Raw genomic sequence first — 19613 nt, 5'->3', positions numbered from 1 at the left:
AAAAGTAACTTTCTTATATCGAACTCACGTTAAGGATATTCGTTTTAAGTTACAAAAGTAACTTTGCGGTACCTTCTCTCTGAATTTTCCCTGATTCAGTAAGCTGAAAATGAGGAAGAAAGTATATTTTTTTAGGTAGTTCATACTTAGAGAAGATAGTTTCTTTTTGTAAATTTTCTAGCAAATGTGGATAGTCAGCTTCCCTACCCTCTATCAGGAGAATAACTCGGTCTCCCAGCAAAGTATCTGCTTCTTTCCAAATGAAGAAACGATCCGAGATGAATGAAGCGAGCTTGTGCTCTACGCCCTCTGGGTAGATTTTCACCCCTCCCGAATTGATGATATTGTCCAATCGCCCCAACCACTCGAAGGCATGTGCTCCGTGTAGGCGCACCACATCATGGGTGTGGATTTCTTCTTCGGCAACTTCAGGACAGTCAATTACTAAGCAGCCTTTACTGTCCTGCCATACCCTACTCTTCCCTATTGTGGTGTATATCCTACTATGTCGCGCTTTGGGGGCTATAGGGCGCAAGGCAATATGGGAAACTGTCTCGGTCATTCCATAAGTGGCATATATCTCGGTGGGTATCTCCTGCAATTGGGCTTCCATAGCAGCTGAAATAGGGGCGCCCCCTAGGATGATCTTCTTGGCTCTATGGAGTTCACCTAAGGATTTCATTGCCTGCATAGGGGTGAGTGCTACAAAATCAAAATTATCACTTGTCGCAGCAAAAGGGGTGCCGCTGGGGGGGAACAACTCAAGAGAAAGCCCCAAAACCAGCGCCCTGACGAGCATCATCTTACCTGCTATATAGTCGGTAGGAAGTACACAAAGGGCACGATCCCCTGCTTGCAACTGTAGGAAAGCCCCTGTGAGCATCGCTGAATGAATCATATGTTCCTTCCTGACGGTAATCTGCTTAGGAGTACCTGTGGTACCTGAGGTGTGTAGCGAAAGGAACTCTTGAGGAGAAAACCATTCTATGAGGAATTTAGCAGTTTTCTGTAGGTAAGCCTCCTCACTTTCTGAAAAAGTAGCTATTAACTGCTCTATTCCCATCTCATCACAAGGGGTAGCATTGATTTTTGCTTGGCTATGTAGGTGGTCTTTTACAAGTGTATCCATTTCCATTAATTTATCTTACCCAAAAGCCTTGTCTTCCAGCTATTCCATCGGTATTTTTTAGCAAAGATAAACAACAATGCAAATAAAGGCAGATAGAATGTAATGGTATAGAGCAATGTAATCTCAGGAACACTGACTTCCTTGAGCAAAGAAGGCGTTTGGAAAACACTCCATTCGGAGGTCGTCAGAAACGAGATAAAGAAGTTATTGGCGATATGAAAACCCAAAGCCAATTCCAAACCATTGTCCATCAAGGTAATAATTCCTAAGAAAAATCCCAAACTGATATAGAAGGCTAAAAAACCATAGCCCATCTTGGCGATCTCTGGATTACTAACATGTACCAAACCAAAGAATAAAGAACTAAAAATCAAGGGCACCCAACGGTTTTTAGTTAATATAGCTATCCCTTGTAGGACATACCCCCTAAAAAAATATTCTTCAAAGGCTGACTGGAAGGGAATCAACAGTAGGGAGAGCAGTAGCAAGCTAAAAAAAGGGATTGGTTCGAAGTTCCAACTATAATCCTCAGGGAAAAGTGTGTAACTAAGTCCTGTTTGTATTACGATAAAGCTTCCCCATAGCGAAAAACTAAAGAAAACACGTCTCCAATCGATTCTTTTTCGCCCTGTGGTGAATTTGACTATGGGCTGCTGGTGTATAAACCTAACAATAAAAAACAATCCCCAAAAGAAAAAAAAGAAGAGTCCTACATTCACAGCAAAAAAAGGCAATTCCCCTATCTGTGCTACAAAAGCACTATAGTCCACCTCAGGAGCAAAGAAACTCTTTATATTGAGAAAAAGAAACAAACCAATAGGTAATACATAGAACCATTGGTTCTTGACAAAAAATCCATTTTTAAGATACATATGTCCCAAAAAAATTATACTTTTGCAAAAGTACAAAAAAATACTTGATTGGCAAAAGAAGACTGCTATGAATTTTTTGATTAATATTGTAGGTACTACAGCCATAGGAAAAACATCCTTGGCCATTGCCTTAGCCCAACACTTTGATACTGAAATTCTTTCTTGTGATTCCCGACAGTTCTACAAGGAAATGTGTATCGGTACAGCCGTCCCCTCTCCTGAGGAATTGGCCGCTGCTACACATCACTTTATACAGCACAAAAGTATCTTTGACTCCTATTCTGTGGGGGACTTTGAGCGTGAGGCGACGGCTTTCCTATCTGACTACTTCCGTAAAAAGAATATAATTATTATGGTAGGCGGTAGTGGCCTCTATAATGATGCCATACTCAAAGGCTTGGACGATTTCCCTCCTACAAGGGAAGGAGTACGTGAGCAGTTAAACCTATTATATAAGGAAGAAGGTATCACTGCCCTACAGCAACAGCTACAGGAGCTAGACCCCGCCTATTACCAAAAGGTAGATTTGCAAAACCCCCAACGTATGATACGCGCTTTGGAGGTATGCCTAAGTGCTGGGCAGCCTTACTCCTATTACCTACAACAGAAAACCACCCAACGCAACTTCGTTCCTATCTCCATAGGGCTTACAGCCGAGCGAGAGGTGATCTATGAGCGTATCAACCAGCGTATGGAAGTCATGCTCCGCATAGGGCTCCTTCAGGAAATAGAACGGCTGCTCCCCTATCGCCACCTCAATGCCTTACAAACAGTAGGGTATCGTGAGTTTTTTGATTTTTGGGGCGGCCACACCTCCCTTTCTGAAGCTATAGAAAGTGCCAAGATGAATACCCGCCGCTTCGCCAAGCGACAACTTACCTGGTTCAAGAAGGCAACTGATATACAATGGTTTGATTACAAAGAAAATAGAGAAAATATTATCAATCACATTGAAAAAAAGATGGAGCACTGATTTTTAGACTACTACTCATCACTCTTCACTTTCAGCAGGATTTCCTTCAAGGCTTCTAAGTTGTCAAGGGTAACAAGTTGCTGCTTGTATTCCTTGAAGTGGGGAATGCCCTTGAAGTAGTTGCTGTAGTGCCGGCGGGTCTCGAGGATTCCTAAGCGATCTCCTTTCCATTCTACAGCCCACAATAGGTGTTGTAGGGCGGCTTCTGCTCGCTGGGTGAGTGTAGGAGGAGAAAGCAAGGTTCCGGTGGCAAGGTAGTGCTTGATCTCTTCAAATATCCATGGATAGCCTATAGCAGCACGGCCTATCATGATACCATCTACTCCGTATCGGTTTTTGTACTCCAGGGCTTTCTCTGGTGAGTCTATATCTCCATTGCCAAAGATGGGAATACGAATACGAGGGTTTTCCTTTACTTTAGCAATATACGACCAATCGGAATGGCCTTTGTACATCTGTACACGGGTACGCGCATGGATGGAGAGGGCTTGTATACCTACATCCTGTAAGCGTTCGGCTACCTCTTCTATATTGATAGTATCACTATCCCAACCCAAGCGTGTTTTGACCGTTACCGGCAGATGGGTACTTTTGACTACCGCTTGGGTGAGGCGTACCATCAGGTCTATATCCTTGAGTACGGCCGCTCCAGCTCCTTTGGCTACTACCTTTTTGACCGGACAGCCGAAGTTGATATCTACCACATCCGGAGATACAGTCTCTACAATTCGCGCCGAGAGTGCCATGGCTTCCTCATCGCCACCAAATATTTGGATACCTACAGGGCGTTCGTCATCAAAGATGTCCAGCTTCTTTTTACTTTTTATTGCATCTCGGATAAGCCCTTCGGAGGAGATAAACTCACTATAGAGCATATCCGCCCCATGCTTCTTACACAAGCGGCGAAAGGGCGGATCACTGACATCTTCCATGGGGGCTAAGAGCAAGGGAAATTCACCCAAGGCTACCGAACCTATTTTTACCATATATTATAATGCTATATCAAACATTTGAGCTAAGTAGCGCGCTACTCCATCTTCCTTGTGGTGATGGGTTACCGCATTGGCGATAGCCTTCACTTCATCACGGGCATTGGCCACAGCCACTCCCAAGCCTACAGCTTCGAGCATCTCTTGATCGTTATAGTTGTCTCCAAATGCTATGGCATCTGCTAAGGTGATTTCCTTATGATGTGTCAAGAAGGCTTCTATACCGGTGAGTTTGGAGATACCTTGTAGGGTGATTTCTATATAAGTGTTCTTGGCTCTATAGAGCTGAAGTTGCCCCTCCAATTGGGTTTGCAAGGCTTGCCACATACGCTCCACCAGGGCTTCTTCTCCCATAAGCATGAGCTTATGAGCACCTTTTTGCTCAGGGCGCCACAAGGAGAGTACTTCTTGGTTGGGTTTTACTACAGGGGTAGTGGCGGTATTACGCTCTTCACGCTCTGCCCAATGATCTATCTGTGGTACATACCATTCATTAAAGTTATAGAAGCTAATATGTAGTTTCCCATGGGTATGTACCTCATTGAGTGCTACAATCTGCTCACAAAGGCTGTGGGGTATCTCTACCGAATGAAGTACAGTTCCTTCCTTGTCCAAAACCAAGGCTCCATTATAGGCAATCAGGGGCATCCCTAAGATACCTGCTTTCTCCTGCAGATAGTACATCTGTACCGGCATGCGAGAAGATATTAGTACGATCGGAAAGCGATTTTTGAGCTCGGAGAGTACTTTGATCGTTTTTTGAGAAAGGGTACGATCAGCATCGAGTAGAGTGCCATCTATATCTGAAAATAGAATTTTATAGGACATAATCCATTGTTTTCTAAGGGTTTCTAATATTTCTCCAACATATCTACCTCTGCGGCAGTCAGTAGGAAGTTGTGCATTTTATAGTTTTCTATGAAGGGGGGTAGGTTTTGACTACCTGGGCCATACATCGCCAGCTCGGTATAGTCGGAGGAGTGATCCATACTGATCCATCCTACCGAAGTATGTTTTTTCTGTATATCAGCTAAAAGACTATAGGGGAGGTTCAAGTAGTTATAGAGTCCATTTTCTTGTTTTCCTTCGGTATAGAAGGAGAGAATTTGTTTGGCTTCCTCAAGGGAAAATGGGACTTTGCCAAAGCTGTAAATAAGTCGGTCTCTCACCTGGGAGGGGGTATCGGTTAGGTTGATGCTCTGTAAGGTAAAGTCATTGGAATGACGGAAATGAGCCAAATTATCAAAATTTTGGTTACATTCCGCTCCATAGATCAGCCCTGGATTGGCATTTCCATGGTCAGAAGTGACTACTACTAAGGTGTTTCCATCCTTCTTGGCAAAATCCATCGCTACTTGTATGGCATCATCAAAAGCCAATTGATCAAAGAGCAAGGCACCTATATCATTTCCATGAGCAGCCCAGTCCACTTTTCCTCCTTCTACCTGAAGGACAAAGCCTTCCTTGTGGTCGGCCATCATCTCAATCGCCTTTTGGGTCATCTGTGCCAAAGTTGGGATCGCTGCATTCTTATTAGTGTTATTCTCATCTATTGTATAGGGTAAGGCATTTTTGTCAAATACGCCTAATAAAGGCACATTCTTAGGAGCAGCCTTCATTTCTGTTACATTTTTTACTACAGTAAAACCTTTTGATACATATTTGGCATACATATCCTGCTTATCTTTGCGCTTTTCAGCATTGAAGTAGTTATCTCCCCCTCCCATCATCACATCGAAGCGTAGGTCAAGATAGTTTTCGGCTATTTTAGGTTGTGCTTTTCGCTCTTTGCTATTGGTGGAGAAACCCGCTGGAGTAGCATGGGTGATAGGTACAGTCGTTACACAACCTACTTTCTTGCCTGCTTTCTTGAATTTCTGTAGAATAGGCGTATATACTTCCCCATTGACCCCGATATTGATCATTCCATTAATGATACGGTGTCCGCACCCCCAGGAGGAACTGGCCGCTGAAGAGTCGGTTACTATAGAACTGGCCGATTGCATATCCATAGAGGCCTTTACAGCCAATTTCTGTTCATAGAGACTCATCCAAGCACTGCTGCGCCCCAAGATACGTTTGCTATAGAGGTCTGCCATTACCATAGTTCCTATACTCATCCCATCACTGACCAAGTAAATAATATTTTTTGCCTTCTTACGAGCAAAGGTCTCTGAGGCTTGTGCTTGTGCTGCTGAGGGAATAAGGAGTGATCCCAATCCCACTAATACAGAATTTTTTAAGAAATTCCTTCTTTCCATTTGTTTTTATTTTTTAGATAATTGTCTTTATTATTTAAACGATTGATGCCCAATCATTATTCTGTACATTTCTCACTATTCATTTTTCATTTTTTAAGTTCTACAGTGAAGGTGGTTCCCTTTCCTACTTCCGAGCTAAGGGAGATGGTGCCCCCATGCGCATTGATAATATGCTTGACCATGGTCAGTCCCAGGCCTGATCCTGCGGTATTTTTGGTGGTAAATTTAGGTTCAAAGATACGTTCCTGTAATTCAGCTGGTATTCCTGAGCCATTATCTTTCACCTGTATATAAACCTTATTTTCATCCGCATATGACAACACTTCTATAGAAGGAATAGGCGTATTATCGGTAGCATAGATAGCATTTTTGAGCAAATTGGTAAGCATTCTATTCATCTGATTTTTATCTGCCCTGATACCTATTTGTTCTTGCTTGCTTTCGAAATGGATATAAGGCAGGTCAAAGACAGCGATTGTACGACGAATAATAGCATTTAAGTCTGTCTGTTCCTTCTTCTGTGAAGGCATAGAGACAAAGGAGGAAAAGGCATCAGAAATATCCGAAAGGGTATCAATATGCTGGAGGAGCATTTGAGTGAAATCGGCTACTTTTTCCCCACATTTGGGATCCTTAGGGTCAAATTTTCGCTCGAAATTCTGTACACTCAGCCGCATCGGGGTCAGGGGATTTTTGATCTCATGGGCAATCTGCTTGGCCATATCCTTCCACATCTTCTCCCTTTCTATCTTGGCTAGTGCTTTCTTACTCTTCTCTATTTCATCCACCATTTCATTGTAGGAGAAGAGAAGTTCCCCTATTTCTGTGGTGGTATTCTTCACATCTATTTTTTCATTCTTCCCTAAGAAGTGAGTGGTTCTTAGCTTTTGCTGTATCTGCCTGAGAGAATGGGTGATATAACGAGAAATCAACAAAGCGACTCCTATGGTTAGCAATAAGATCGCAAAATAAGCCCCACCCAAGTTGTATAAAGAGTTTTGTAAAAATGCCTCATTGAAGGTATCATTCTCAAAATGAGGAATATGCAAAATTAACAAGGGCTTATATTGCAAGTCATTGACATAGGAATAAGAATATTGGAAGTTATCCTTCTCATATTTTGCTTGTGCTACCAATCGCTTATCTACAGAATTGGAGAGTTCTGTGAGAATGCTGTCCGAAATACAATGTAACTCTTTGTTGTCTCTCAAGCCTGCTTGTGAGCTGATGAGGAATGTACCGTTGATACTATAGAGGTTAAAATTGATATTTTCAATATCAGCAATATGGTATATCTCCTCCCTAAAAATCAGAGGGATATACTTATCCTCCACTGGAAAAGTGGTTTGAGACAACACATAGCGTATGTGCATGGCAAGTTGTTGTTCCTTACGCAAAAGTCGCTCGTTGTGATAGGTCTGTGATTGCTTGCGATACTGGTATATGGTTACTATCGCAATAGTGATAAAGGAGAGTATCGTAATACCAATGAGACTCACAAAAATACGAAATCGCAGAGAATGGAAAGCACTCATTTTTTACGATTCACTTAATTCGCCGCAAAGTTACAAAAAAAAATAAGGTGATTAGCCATTAGCCTTATTTTTAATAGGCTCCAAAATGTTAATTAATTGCCAATCACTATTTAATCAGCCTTTATTTCGTATATTTGCAAGCCATTAGCAATAGTATTTGATGATTACTGTAAAGAAAATAGAAGATAAAAAAGGAATGCTCGATTTCGTGAAATTTCCTTTTTCCTTATACAAAAATAGCAAAACCTGGGTACCTCCTTTGATTACAGACGAGTTAGAAACCCTTGATCCTAAGAAGAATCCTGCCTTTGAGAATTGCGAGGCTACCTTCTACTTAGCCTATGATGAAAAACAGCAAATAGTAGGGCGTATTGCGGTCATTATCAACCATTATGAGATTAGCCGAGGAGTGCGTAAGGTACGTTTTGGCTGGTTGGATATGATTGATCATATAGAGGTTACCGAAGCTTTGCTCAACAAAGCCTTAGAGAAAGCACGTGAATTAGGTTTGGAATATGCTGAAGGCCCTATGGGCTTTTCCAATATGGACAAGGTAGGGGTACAGACCTATGGTTTCGATCATATTGGTGGGATGATCACTTGGACAAACCATCCTTATTATGTAACTCACTTCGAAAAACTTGGTTGGACAAAAGAAAAAGGCTATGTAGAATCCTCTTTCTTGCTCAAGAATGTTAATTTCGAAACTTATAAGAAGGCAGGCGATGTGGTCGAACGCCGTTATGGCCTTTCCTATGCTCCTATCAAGACCAGTAAGGACATCATCCCTTATGTAGATGAGATGTTTGACCTATTCAACACCTCCTATGCCAACCTTTCTTCTTTTATTCCGGTCTCTGAAAAGCAAAAAGAATACTTCAAAAAGAAATATATCCCCTTTATCCTTCCTGAATTTATCAAATTCATCTTGGACAAAGAGGGGAAAATCATCTGTTTTGCTATCGTAATTCCTTCTTTTTCAGAAGCCTTACAGAAAGCAAAAGGAAAGCTTTTCCCTTTTGGCATCTACCACTTATGGAAGGCAAGGCGACATCCTAAGGTAGTTGAGTTCTACCTTATAGGTATCAGCCCTGAGTACCAATCCAAGGGGGTACCTGCTATGCTCTTTAGGGATTGCTATCTGTTATTCAAGGAAAAAGGAGTGGAACAGTGTGTCATCACACCAGAGCTGGAGGACAATATGGCTGTACAAAAATTATGGAAAAACTTCAATCCTACAGATTTCGGTCGTAGGGCTACTTACAAGAAGTATGTAAATGAAAGATAAGTTGAACTAATTCATCCAACTTATCGTCATTCTTTTTATTTTTGCGGTATCAGGGATACTTTCTATAGTATAGGCATCATCCACTGCGGGCAAGAGGTCTTCTTTGGCAAAAGCAAAAGAGAGATTACTTCCCTTGGGGGTAACAATCACCGTAGTGAGCAGCTGCTCGAAATCAAAATCCTTATACGCTTTCTTGATATCGGCAAAAGTACTATGGAGAGAGAGATGCTGTTCGGTCATAAAACGCTCATCAAGGATTTGTATTTCCTGAATATGTTGCGCTTCTCCCTCCAAAGAAATAGAAGGAGTAAGCTCCAAGAGTTGTTTGCCCTCCCCTTTTTCATAGACTAAAAAACGCTCATCGCTGATATATCTGAATGTTCCCTGAAGTGATATTTTTGTCTTTACCAAGGAATCATTTTTATATAGCGAATCAAGCTGTGAGAGGGGGATTTCCTTTGTTAGGTTGCCGACACTATGGTCTGTTATTAGGTATCTCTTATCTGGACGGGAGCAGCTGGCTCCTATTATAGCGATACTGGCTCCCCATAAGAGTGATTTTATGATACACTTCATTTTTTCTTAATACCCTTTTTATTTTTTCATTAGTTTGCTCAACACTCCAAATACACCTCGGATAAAGGTAGCACTGGTAAGGAGCTTTACCACAGGATGGGTTCCACTTTTCTTAGGAGCAGCCGCTTTGGGTTCAGTAGTCTTGGTAGTAGTGGTACGAGTGCTTGTCTTTTTAGGCGTTTCTTCTTGTTCTACCGTACGAGCTATCTTGGCATTGAGGATTTCATAGGCACTTTCTCGGTCTATTACCTCATTATATTTCCGCTTCAGAGTGGACTTTGCCAATATTTGGGCTATTTCTCCTTCGGAAAGTATATCCATACGGCTCATAGGGGCACGCATCATCGTAGCTACTAAGGGGGTAGGTCGTCCCTTAGCATCCAGGGCTGTTACAAAAGCCTCTCCTGTACCGAGGGAAGTAAGATCTTCCGCTACATTATAGAAGGTAGTCTCCGGATAGTTCTGAGCGGTGAGCTTAATGGCCTGGCGGTCTTTGGCCGTAAAGGCGCGCAGGGCATGTTGTATCTTCATCCCTAATTGAGAAAGTACGGCATCGGGGACATCCGTAGGGGTTTGCGTACAGAAGATAAGCCCTACCCCTTTGGAACGAATTAGTTTGACGATATTCTCCAACTGGCTCAGCAGTGCCTTGGTGGCTTGGTTGAATATTAGGTGTGCTTCATCAATGAAAATCACCAACTTAGGCTTTTCCTGATCGCCTATTTCAGGGAAAGTATTATAAATTTCCGCCAAAAGGCAAAGCATAAAGGTGGAGAACATCTTAGGACGGTCTTGTATATCGGTAAGTCGGATAATATTGACCGCTCCCCTACCCTTTTCATCGATACGTAAGAGATCTTCGGTCTCAAAACTACGCTCTCCGAAGAAAAGCTCTGCTCCTTGGTTCTCTAATTCTACGATTTTACGCAAGATAGCACTGGTAGAGGCGGGCGATACCCGTCCATATTCGGTCTCGAACTCACTTTTTCCTTCTTCAGTAGCATATTGGAGCACCTTTTTGAGGTCCTTGAGGTCAAGAAGTGGGTACTGATGGTCATCACAATACTTAAATACGACTGCAAGTACGCCTTCTTGTACATCGGAAAGGTCTAAAATACGAGAAAGCAATACCGAACCAAACTCAGAAACGGTCGCACGTAGGCGTACACCATCTTGTTTGGAGATAGTAAGTAGCTCTACCGGAAAAGCCTCCGGAGCATAAGGGAGATTCATCTGGGCATGACGTTCCTTGATAAAAGATTTCTCCTCTCCCATGGCAGCAATACCACTGAGGTCTCCCTTAAGGTCCATAAGCAAGGTAGGAACCCCAGCCTTAGAAAGGTTCTCGGTAAGGGCTTGTAGGGTCTTGGTCTTCCCTGTCCCTGTGGCTCCTGCAATAAGGCCATGACGGTTGAGATTCTTTAGAGGAATATTCACGAATAAGTCCTTAATTACCGTTCCCTCATACATAGCTCCTCCTAAGGTAATATGAGAGCCTTGAGCAGGATAGCCTGCTGCGATAGTTTCTTTGAATTTTTCTATACTCATATTTTGGAAAATCAGTGTTGTATTACTTATAATGGGTGCAAATATAAGTCTTTTATATGAGAGCTGTTATCATTTAACGAAAAATTATTTTCAAACCTCTTATAATTAAAAACTACGTTAATTAATAATTAATCATCAACGGATAATCTTTTTTATTGTATATTTGTGCCAAATATATCAAGATAAGATGTTAGAGGATAAAAACACTCATAGAACTGATCTTTCCCAGCTCGGGGAGTTTGGACTGATAGAGCACCTTACCAAGGACTTCCCCATTACCCTTCCCTCCACACTCAAGGGAATTGGGGATGATGGAGCTGTCATTGATTTTGGAAATCAGAAAGCGGTAGTCTCCAGTGACCTTTTGGTCGAAGGGGTTCATTTTAATCTCTCTTATGTTCCCATGAAACACTTGGGTTACAAGGCTATTATGGTCAATCTCTCTGATATCTATGCTATGAATGCGATAGCGACCCAAGTGGTTGTTTCTATAGCAGTTTCCAATCGATTCCCTGTAGAGGCCTTAGAAGAACTGTACGAAGGGATACGTTTGGCTTGTGATATCTATAAGGTAGATTTGGTAGGGGGAGATACCACTTCCTCTACAAGGGGACTTATCATTTCGGTGACTGCCATTGGTATGGCTCCTCAAGAGAAGATCGTTTATCGCAATGGGGCTAAGGAGAATGATCTTATTGTCGTCAGTGGAGATTTGGGAAGTGCCTATATGGGACTGCAAGTGCTGGAGCGAGAGAATGAAGTCTTCAAGGTGAACCCTAATGTACAGCCCGATTTGGACGCCTATCAGTACCTTATAGAACGACAGCTCAAACCGGAAGCTCGCAAAGATATCGTCCTATTGCTTGAAAAATTGGGCGTACAGCCCACCGCTATGATGGATATCAGCGACGGGCTTTCCTCGGAGCTCCTACACATCTGCAAGCAATCCCAGGTCGGCTGTCGCCTTATTGAGGAGAAAATACCGCTCGACCCTACTCTGATCAATGCCTGTGAAGAATTTACCCTAAGCAGTACCATGGTAGCCCTTAGTGGTGGGGAGGATTACGAACTACTCTTTACCATAGCCCAAAAGGATTATGATAAGATAAAAGGAAATCCGAATCTAAGTGTGATCGGTTACATTACCGATGCCTCCCAAGGCTGCAACCTTATCACCCGTGCCAACGAAGCTATTCCTATCAAAGCAAGAGGTTGGAATGCCTTTCAGTAAAAATATTTTTTGCTGTTTTTTCAAAGAATATTTATTTTTTACGTACATTTGCCACCTAATTCGTTAATTTGCAAATAAAACTTAAAGTACATATGAAAATTATCTTTAGTTTGCTCCTCTCTCTAACAGGCATTACTTACCTAACTGCCCAAGAGAGTGATACCCTAACTACTCGTTATAAAGTATTATCCAAGGGAAATATCGTTATCACTGGAAATAATATTCTAAACCGAAAAGATGGAAAAAATGACACAAATACGCCTTATAATGATTTGGTAGGAGGTATGAGGCTCAACGATGGGCAGGATATGGAATATATTGATATTGATAAAGATAAGAAGACTTTCTCCTCCAGTGCTGCCAGTATAGCCATCCCTAAGAATAGTAAAATCCTATTTGCAGGCCTCTATTGGGCGGCCACTTATCCTTATGAGAGAGGGGAGCTCGTGGCACGAAAACCAGTGGCTAAGGACAATAAGCGAGAAGCGGTTGAGGAAGTCCTACTGAAGGCTCCCAAAGGAAAGTATACGCCCGTCAAAGGGGAATATGTCTTTGACGGAAGTACGGACTCTCGCTATATGGGTAAGAATGCTCCCTATGTTATGTTTGCCAACGTCACCAAACTTATCCAAGGTAATAAGTCCGTGGATGGTGAATATACCGTAGCTAATATAAGAGCTGCCCAAGGAAGTATAGAAGGAGGATCTTGCGCCGGATGGGCTTTGGTAATTGCGTACGAAAATACGGCGGAACCTTTTAGAAAAATAGATATCAAAGATGGCTTCTTAGAAGTCAAAGGCAATAAAAACATTGCTTTTACCAACTACAAAATCCCTTCTGTTAAGGAAGCCTTTCCTCGATTATTAGGGGCTGTGTTGGATGCCGATTTCAACCAAGGTGAGAATAAAATAGGGGTATTTTCCGAAAATGTAGGTTTTTATTTAGAAACAAAGACCCGAAAAATAAAGAACTTCTTCAATAGTTCTATCACTCATGGAGAAGATTATCTCAAGCAGAGAAAACCCAATAGCAAGAATACCTTAGGATTCGATATTTTCTCTCTCGAGCTTCCTAATTATAATTTCGAAGTATTCCCTATAGGCAATGAGTACCTACGCACAAGTTTTACCTCTACCCATGATGCTTATTATGCCTTCCTATTAGCTCTGGCTATTAATACCGAAGAAAATACCTCCTTGCGCGATGATGAGGTGGACAAGCTATTAGGAAAAAAACCTGCCCCCAAGCCAGTGGCTACCGGACAAAGCACTATTAAAAACGAACCTACACAAACCTCCGCTCAGGGACAAGGACAGACCAATGCCTCCCCTCAAGGACAAGGAACCAATACCACTGCTACAGCTCCTAAAACACAACCTGTAGAGCAAGTGGCCAATACGCCTTCTCAAGAAGAGAAAATACCTGATAATGTACGTAGAATAAGTGCAGAAAATATCAAAAAAGGATTTTATCTTATCTTAGGTGTTTATTCTACTAAGGAAAAGGCTGAAAAATATATGTTTGGCCTACGACAGAAGGGAATGCGTGCCGAAGGTAGCTTCCTCTATCCTGGTAATAACCTACACTACGCCTATTCACTTTATGCCCCTACTTATGCAGAGGCTTTCAAGAAACAGCAAGAAATCAATACCGCACGAAGCCAAAATCCTGAATTACAGAAAGTAAAGGATGTTTGGATATTATATGTGGAATAACTTATAAATTAATTATTTATAAAAAATCTCCTGCTTAAATTTTTTTCAAGAATAATGACTGCTATTTGATAAAAAATTCTTATCTTTGTAGTTACAGAAATAGATATAAAATGATAAATCTTTTTCGCAAAAAAGAGGACAAATTCTCCTATATAGAAAAAGGCGAAGGCACCCCTATCATCCTTCTACACGGACTGATGGGTGGGCTTAGTAACTTTGATAGTACTATTGAGTTCTTTTCAGAAAAATATAAAGTAATCGCCCCCGAATTACCTATCTATGACCTGCCCTTGCTCTCCAGTACAGTAAAAAGCCTTACCAATTGGCTTAGTCGCTTTATTACTTACAAAGAGTTAGAGCAAGTGATCCTATTGGGTAATTCCTTGGGTGGACATATTGCGCTGCTCTATACCAAGCTACACCCTAAAAAGGTCAAGGGACTCATCCTTACTGGAAGCTCTGGCCTTTATGAGAGTGCCATGGGAGATAGCTACCCCAAGCGTGGAAGCTATGAGTTTATCAAGAAGAAATGCGAGGACGTCTTCTACGATCCTAAAACAGCTACCAAGGAGCTGGTAGATGAGGTCTTTGCTATTGTCAATGACCGCACGAAGGTGATCAAAACACTTTCCATCGCCAAAAGTGCTATCCGCCACAATATGGCCAAGGATTTGCCCAATATGAAAACTCCTACTTGCCTTATTTGGGGAGCAAACGACCCTGTAACACCTCCCAAAGTAGCCGAAGAGTTCCTTGAGCTCCTACCCAATGCATCCCTCCATTGGATAGAGAAGTGTGGCCATGCCCCTATGATGGAACACCCTGATACCTTTAACGAATTGCTAAACAATTGGCTCATTGCCAATAAGTTATAACTTATGGAGATCAAGCAAGCCTCCTTTGTAATCAGTAATACTCAAGTAGCTAAGTGTCCCACACATAAGCTACCTGAATATGCTTTTATTGGGCGATCCAATGTAGGGAAATCCTCCCTAATCAATATGCTTACCAACCACAAAGGATTGGCTAAGACCTCTTCCAAACCGGGGAAAACACAGCTGATCAACCATTTTCTTATCAATAAACAGTGGTATTTGGTGGATTTGCCCGGATATGGCTATGCGCAGGTTTCCAAACAATCCAAGAAAACCTTCCAACAGTTCATTACCGACTACTTCAAGAAACGAAAAGAGCTGGTTAGTGCTTTTGTCTTGGTAGATATACGCCATGAACCTCAAAAAATAGACTTAGAATTCATGCAATGGCTGGGGGAAAATGCCATCCCCTTTGCCATTATCTTTACCAAGGCCGATAAACTCTCTCCGTCACAAATAGAACAACACGTAGCTACTTACCAACGTATCCTCTTAGAAACCTGGGAAGAGATGCCTCCTTACTTTATTACTTCTTCTGAAAGCAAATTAGGCAAAGAAGAAGTACTTAATTATATTGAACAAATCAATCAGTCTATCCAATAGATCAAGGAAGGTTACTTTATTCCTTACTATCTATATTTGTTTTTTGGTATAATTTTTGTGGCTTTGCAACTGAAAGAAACTATATTAGATAAACATATTATGCCAGTAGTATTAACCAAACCCAAGAAAAAAGCAGTCATAGAAAACATTCCTACAGAAGAGATTGAAGAAATAACCGCTAAAGTAATTATCCCACAAGAAAGTGACAATTACAGAATAGAAACTGAAAGAAAGAGAAAAGAGGAACTAGAAAAATTAGGAGCTGAATTACAGGAAATAACCGTAAAATTAATAGCTGAGGGAAAGCTAAAACCCTTTAATAGAAAAGATATTTATGGTAATTTGTGATAGCAATATAATAAGTGCTTATTTACAGAAAGATGAGGTAATAGTAGAAAATATTCTTTATCATATAGGAATAGATAAGGTGGCTATTACTCCTATTATTTTTATAGAATTGTATCGTTGGTTGAGCCTTTATAAGGGAATAGACAAAAATCAAAGATTGAAATACAAAAAATTTATCAATAGCCTAAATATCCTCTATCTCAATGAGGATATATCACGTTTGGCAATGGATGTTGTTATTCAACATGATAGCCTTGAGCCAGCAGATATACTTATAGGAACAACAGGTGTATATTATGATGTTCCTATCTATACAAGGAATCTAAAACACTTTAAACTTATAAAAGGTATTTCCTTGTTTCAAGAACAATAATGAGGCAAATCATAGTTAAATCTACTATTAACTCGTTTTTATAGTATAAAAGCACCCCTACAAAGGTTATAACAAAAATCGCCAATGCTTTGTAGGGGTTATGGTTATTTAGGATTTTTTATCCCCAAGTGCTAAGCCAAAACTCATCAAATAAGGCATTTCCTGTAAAATCCCAAGTTTGATTGCCCTGTGCTAAGTCAAGAACCTCATCCATAGTATAAGCTCTATAACCAGCAGTAGCACATTGTTCTTTTTCCCAATCACTTAGAGTATCCTTACAAGAGAAGTATACATATTCTAAGAAAGTATCTTCTCCCTCGTAATCTTGTTGAAAAAGCTGCTTATAGTTTTCCAATTGATTGTCGTGTATAGAAGTATATACCTTATTTTCCAAAAGGAGTGCATACTTTTCCTCCTTTTGAGTTTCTCTGTTGAGCAAGTAAAATTCCGCACAGAGGTCTACTCGCTTCCATTGGAGCCACGTTTTCACTTGTTGGACTTCATACTGATTAAGTTTCTCTACATCTCCAAAAAGTAATAGAGAGGTTATGCGCTTGCAATAAGCCTCCAACTTAGGATTGTGGTAATCCCTTTCCTTGTTGGTAATACAGCGAAGTGTCCAAGAGAGAAAGAAATCCACTAAACTTTCCTTTTTAGAGGTTCCATTCTCATCATACATAAAGAATGATTTTTTGATATCCATTTAATAAATGTTTAAGGATTTTAATTGATTAATAATATTCAATAATTCGTTCTACAATACCATCTCCTGTTTTTTGTTTTTTCCCAGAAGCCCAATTAAAAAAATATTCTTCTCTTCTTTCTACCCAATTTCCTTTCGCATCATATTTATAGTTTGCATAATTAATATAGGATACACTAGTAGGATCTCCTAAAAAATATTCCTTAACACAAGAATAACTAATATTATTTTCCTGATTATAACTATATTCTGCTATTCCCTCTATAAGTTTTGGTCCTGTTCCTCTTTGTTGATATTCTATTTTCTCTATAATATTACCATTTTTTTCATATTTATAAGTATAATAACTAGTAAGAGATAGATAATCACTTTGATTTTCTCTATCATATTGTTCTTCTTTTATAATATCTCCTTTATTATTATATTCATATTTACGACCTTGAAGAAAAATACCATCTTCAGCTCTATAATTATTTGCTGATATTAACAAATTTTTATTATTGTATTTTCTTTTTATCTTTGAGTTTTTATATTTATTTTCATAGAATCTATTTATCTCTATATTATTTTTTTTATCATCATATAAATAATTTTCTTTATATTTAGTATATTTTGCTTCTATAAGATTATTCATATCATCATATTGAAATGATGCGTATATATTATTATATCTATTTTCTAGAAATGCTTCAATAGATATATAATGATGATTAATATCAAGTGATATAGTATCTGCCTTTGTTATATATCCATTCTCATTAAAGAACAGATTATATCTATCTTGTATTTTTACTTTTTGAAGTTCCCCAAATCTATCCTCTAATATATAATTTATTAATTCTAAATGTTTTACTTTACCTTTCAAACCTAACTTTTCCAAATCATTTTTTTTATGAAAGACATATTCTTCTTCATTTTTCTTTTCAAAATTATTTAATTCTTTTTCTTTATTAGCAGATTCAGTCAACATACCTTCCTTAGCACTATTTGCATTTCTACACATTACAAGTGTTAATAATAATAAAAATATTTTTCTCATCGTTTTTGATATTTTAATTTTATTTATAATTTTAATAATATTCTATAGTTCTTAGAGTGATAGATATAGGATCTGTATCTTGAAATTTAATACTTTTTATCCAATTCCCTTTATCATCCGATTCATATCGTATGTATCCTGAATCTATCCATTTCATTTCTCTTTTTGTAGTAGTATATCGTTCTCCAATAAGATTTCCTTTGCTATCGTATTCATAATAAGATATATTTTCTCCTACTTTTACATCAGGAATGGGATCTCCACTATATTCATCACTTATAATAGGTCCTCTAAGTTCTATTAACTGATTCCTATCATTATATTTAAGATATACATTAGCTATATTTCTATACCCATCGTATCCTATAACTATAATATTACCTCCTGCATCATATTCATAATTTTCTTCCGAGAAAATAGCATCTTCTCCACCTATATTTTTTTCTATTCGAATTAATTGTCCCTTAGAATTGTATTTATAAATAATTTCATCTCTTATTTTCCCATTGGGTAAAACTATTTTTTTCTTAGTTTTATATCCTTTATCATCATATTCATAAATGAAAGATTTTCTTTTTACAGTTGATTCATCATTTGTATAATATTCCTCGTACTCTTCTTTTATAAGCTTTTTTCCATCATATATATAGATAGTTTTAGTGTTAAACTCTCTTCCAGGGAGTGGTTCAGAGGTAGCTATTTCTATCATATTTCTATTTTTGTCAAATAGAATTTTTCCTTTATAACTAAATTTTCTAGTAGCACAGAATTTTCCTTCATTAGCTACAATTTCTCCTGATTTATCTATGGCTTCATAGGTAGCATATTCAAGAGACTTTACATTCCCTTTTAGTTCATATTCTCGCAAATCTTCTGTTTGTTTTCCATTTCCTTGTTGAGAAGATTGTCCACAAGCTATTTGTAATAATAAGCTTGTAAGTAATATTATTTTTTTCATTTTTTTAATATTTTAAGTAAAGTGGAGTATATTAATTTATACTCCACATATATAAACTAATTTTCAATATCTCAATCTGATTAATCTAAGTATTCACCATATTTATTATCTGCTTTCTCACTAGGAATAAACAGAATAATAAAATTATTCAAAGGGAGAAGGATGAACCATCCTGAATTTCCTATATCGTGATTCCTTTTTGCTCCTTGTGTGAGAGCAAAATATATAGCAGGAATTAAGCTTAATGAAAGTACTAAGAAAATGGTTCCTACATCTTCAAAAGATTGAAAGAGATAATCAATTAAATAGTTCTTAATCAGTAGAAGATAGACAATATAGATTAAAACACTGATAAAATATTCTAACATACCTATACGTCCTTTAAATGAAAAAGGTGCTTTAAACATAATTAAATTTTTAATTTCCCCTACTCTATTACAGGCTTTTCGGGATTCGCCTTATATAAACTCAGCTCTTCGGATAGCTGTTTTTATTCCTGAGTGCAAAATTACAGTGCGTGTTAGACAAACTGTGACCATTTCGATTAATTTAACAAACAAAAAAAGCAAACCTACTCACGAAAAAATTCGTAAGCAG

Annotated in this window: 20 protein-coding genes; 8 read left to right on the top strand and 12 right to left on the bottom strand. The window is 39.1% G+C overall.

From position 1 onward, the window contains the following. Positions 1-49: 49 nt before the first annotated feature. Together HMPREF1551_RS02730 and HMPREF1551_RS02725 are read right to left on the bottom strand one after the other, a co-directional pair. Positions 50-1129 carry an AMP-binding protein gene (locus HMPREF1551_RS02730; protein ID WP_034544189.1) on the bottom strand — a complete coding sequence of 360 codons (1080 nt, stop codon included), beginning with the start codon at positions 1127-1129 and terminating at the stop codon, positions 50-52. 5 nt (positions 1130-1134) lie between these two features. Then, entirely contained in the window at positions 1135-2001 is an 867-nt protein-coding gene (locus HMPREF1551_RS02725) for a CPBP family intramembrane glutamic endopeptidase (RefSeq protein ID WP_021627495.1), read from the bottom strand. A gap of 67 nt (positions 2002-2068) precedes the next feature. Between HMPREF1551_RS02725 and miaA the strand changes: the two genes are divergently transcribed. Next, positions 2069-2974: a tRNA (adenosine(37)-N6)-dimethylallyltransferase MiaA gene (gene miaA, locus HMPREF1551_RS02720; protein ID WP_034544187.1), complete on the top strand. Its 906-nt coding sequence runs from the start codon at positions 2069-2071 to the stop codon at positions 2972-2974. An 11-nt stretch (positions 2975-2985) separates the two neighbouring features. Here miaA and dusB read toward each other — a convergent pair whose 3' ends face one another. The 4 genes from dusB to HMPREF1551_RS02700 all read right to left on the bottom strand — a co-directional run bounded on the left by dusB (position 2986) and on the right by HMPREF1551_RS02700 (position 7759). Beyond that, entirely contained in the window at positions 2986-3960 is a 975-nt protein-coding gene (dusB, locus tag HMPREF1551_RS02715) for a tRNA dihydrouridine synthase DusB (protein ID WP_021627493.1), read from the bottom strand. A 3-nt stretch (positions 3961-3963) separates the two neighbouring features. Continuing rightward, positions 3964-4791, bottom strand: coding sequence for a Cof-type HAD-IIB family hydrolase (locus HMPREF1551_RS02710; RefSeq protein WP_021627492.1), 828 nt, complete (start codon positions 4789-4791; stop codon positions 3964-3966). A gap of 23 nt (positions 4792-4814) precedes the next feature. Further along, on the bottom strand, positions 4815-6224 hold the full coding sequence (locus HMPREF1551_RS02705) for an alkaline phosphatase (RefSeq protein ID WP_021627491.1): 1410 nt from the start codon (positions 6222-6224) through the stop codon (positions 4815-4817). A gap of 86 nt (positions 6225-6310) precedes the next feature. After that, positions 6311-7759, bottom strand: a complete 1449-nt coding sequence (locus HMPREF1551_RS02700) for an ATP-binding protein (protein ID WP_021627490.1) — start codon at positions 7757-7759, stop codon at positions 6311-6313. A 160-nt stretch (positions 7760-7919) separates the two neighbouring features. On the opposite strand from HMPREF1551_RS02700, the gene HMPREF1551_RS02695 reads away from it, so the two are divergent. Beyond that, positions 7920-9047: a hypothetical protein gene (locus tag HMPREF1551_RS02695; RefSeq protein WP_021627489.1), complete on the top strand. Its 1128-nt coding sequence runs from the start codon at positions 7920-7922 to the stop codon at positions 9045-9047. 6 nt (positions 9048-9053) lie between these two features. Here the strand turns inward: HMPREF1551_RS02695 and HMPREF1551_RS02690 are convergent, their stop codons facing one another. Together HMPREF1551_RS02690 and HMPREF1551_RS02685 are read right to left on the bottom strand one after the other, a co-directional pair. Beyond that, the gene (locus HMPREF1551_RS02690; RefSeq protein ID WP_021627488.1) at positions 9054-9623 is read right to left on the bottom strand and encodes a hypothetical protein; all 570 of its coding nucleotides are present in this window, start codon (positions 9621-9623) and stop codon (positions 9054-9056) included. Positions 9624-9641: 18 nt separating this feature from the next. After that, positions 9642-11171, bottom strand: a complete 1530-nt coding sequence (locus tag HMPREF1551_RS02685; RefSeq protein ID WP_021627487.1) for a helicase HerA-like domain-containing protein — start codon at positions 11169-11171, stop codon at positions 9642-9644. A gap of 187 nt (positions 11172-11358) precedes the next feature. Between HMPREF1551_RS02685 and thiL the strand changes: the two genes are divergently transcribed. The 6 genes from thiL to HMPREF1551_RS02655 all read left to right on the top strand — a co-directional run bounded on the left by thiL (position 11359) and on the right by HMPREF1551_RS02655 (position 16316). Next, a complete protein-coding gene (gene thiL, locus HMPREF1551_RS02680; RefSeq protein ID WP_021627486.1) occupies positions 11359-12402 on the top strand; it encodes a thiamine-phosphate kinase in 1044 nt (347 codons plus the stop codon). Between the two features lie 92 nt (positions 12403-12494). After that, positions 12495-14117: an SPOR domain-containing protein gene (locus HMPREF1551_RS02675; RefSeq protein ID WP_021627485.1), complete on the top strand. Its 1623-nt coding sequence runs from the start codon at positions 12495-12497 to the stop codon at positions 14115-14117. A gap of 110 nt (positions 14118-14227) precedes the next feature. Next, positions 14228-14992: an alpha/beta fold hydrolase gene (locus tag HMPREF1551_RS02670; RefSeq protein WP_021627484.1), complete on the top strand. Its 765-nt coding sequence runs from the start codon at positions 14228-14230 to the stop codon at positions 14990-14992. 3 nt (positions 14993-14995) lie between these two features. Further along, complete coding sequence (gene yihA, locus HMPREF1551_RS02665) at positions 14996-15595, top strand: ribosome biogenesis GTP-binding protein YihA/YsxC (RefSeq protein ID WP_021627483.1); 600 nt, start codon at positions 14996-14998, stop codon at positions 15593-15595. Between the two features lie 63 nt (positions 15596-15658). Then, the gene (locus tag HMPREF1551_RS02660) at positions 15659-15943 is read left to right on the top strand and encodes a hypothetical protein (RefSeq protein ID WP_196800704.1); all 285 of its coding nucleotides are present in this window, start codon (positions 15659-15661) and stop codon (positions 15941-15943) included. Continuing rightward, positions 15930-16316: a type II toxin-antitoxin system VapC family toxin gene (locus HMPREF1551_RS02655; RefSeq protein ID WP_021627481.1), complete on the top strand. Its 387-nt coding sequence runs from the start codon at positions 15930-15932 to the stop codon at positions 16314-16316. Before HMPREF1551_RS02660 ends, HMPREF1551_RS02655 begins: the two co-directional genes overlap by 14 nt. Before the next feature lie 118 nt (positions 16317-16434). Here the strand turns inward: HMPREF1551_RS02655 and HMPREF1551_RS13095 are convergent, their stop codons facing one another. The 4 genes from HMPREF1551_RS13095 to HMPREF1551_RS02635 all read right to left on the bottom strand — a co-directional run bounded on the left by HMPREF1551_RS13095 (position 16435) and on the right by HMPREF1551_RS02635 (position 19423). Beyond that, a complete protein-coding gene (locus HMPREF1551_RS13095) occupies positions 16435-17019 on the bottom strand; it encodes a PD-(D/E)XK nuclease family protein (protein ID WP_021627480.1) in 585 nt (194 codons plus the stop codon). A gap of 28 nt (positions 17020-17047) precedes the next feature. After that, on the bottom strand, positions 17048-18058 hold the full coding sequence (locus HMPREF1551_RS02645; protein WP_021627479.1) for a hypothetical protein: 1011 nt from the start codon (positions 18056-18058) through the stop codon (positions 17048-17050). A gap of 31 nt (positions 18059-18089) precedes the next feature. Further along, complete coding sequence (locus HMPREF1551_RS02640; RefSeq protein WP_021627478.1) at positions 18090-19016, bottom strand: RHS repeat domain-containing protein; 927 nt, start codon at positions 19014-19016, stop codon at positions 18090-18092. Between the two features lie 80 nt (positions 19017-19096). After that, complete coding sequence (locus HMPREF1551_RS02635) at positions 19097-19423, bottom strand: DUF805 domain-containing protein (RefSeq protein ID WP_021627477.1); 327 nt, start codon at positions 19421-19423, stop codon at positions 19097-19099. Between the last annotated feature and the right edge of the window lie 190 nt (positions 19424-19613).

It is taken from the genome of Capnocytophaga sp. oral taxon 863 str. F0517, from assembly GCF_000466425.1.
Lineage (GTDB): Bacteria > Bacteroidota > Bacteroidia > Flavobacteriales > Flavobacteriaceae > Capnocytophaga.
The sequence above is the reverse complement of the archived record's forward strand: the minus strand, read 5'-3'. Positions and strand labels throughout refer to the sequence as shown.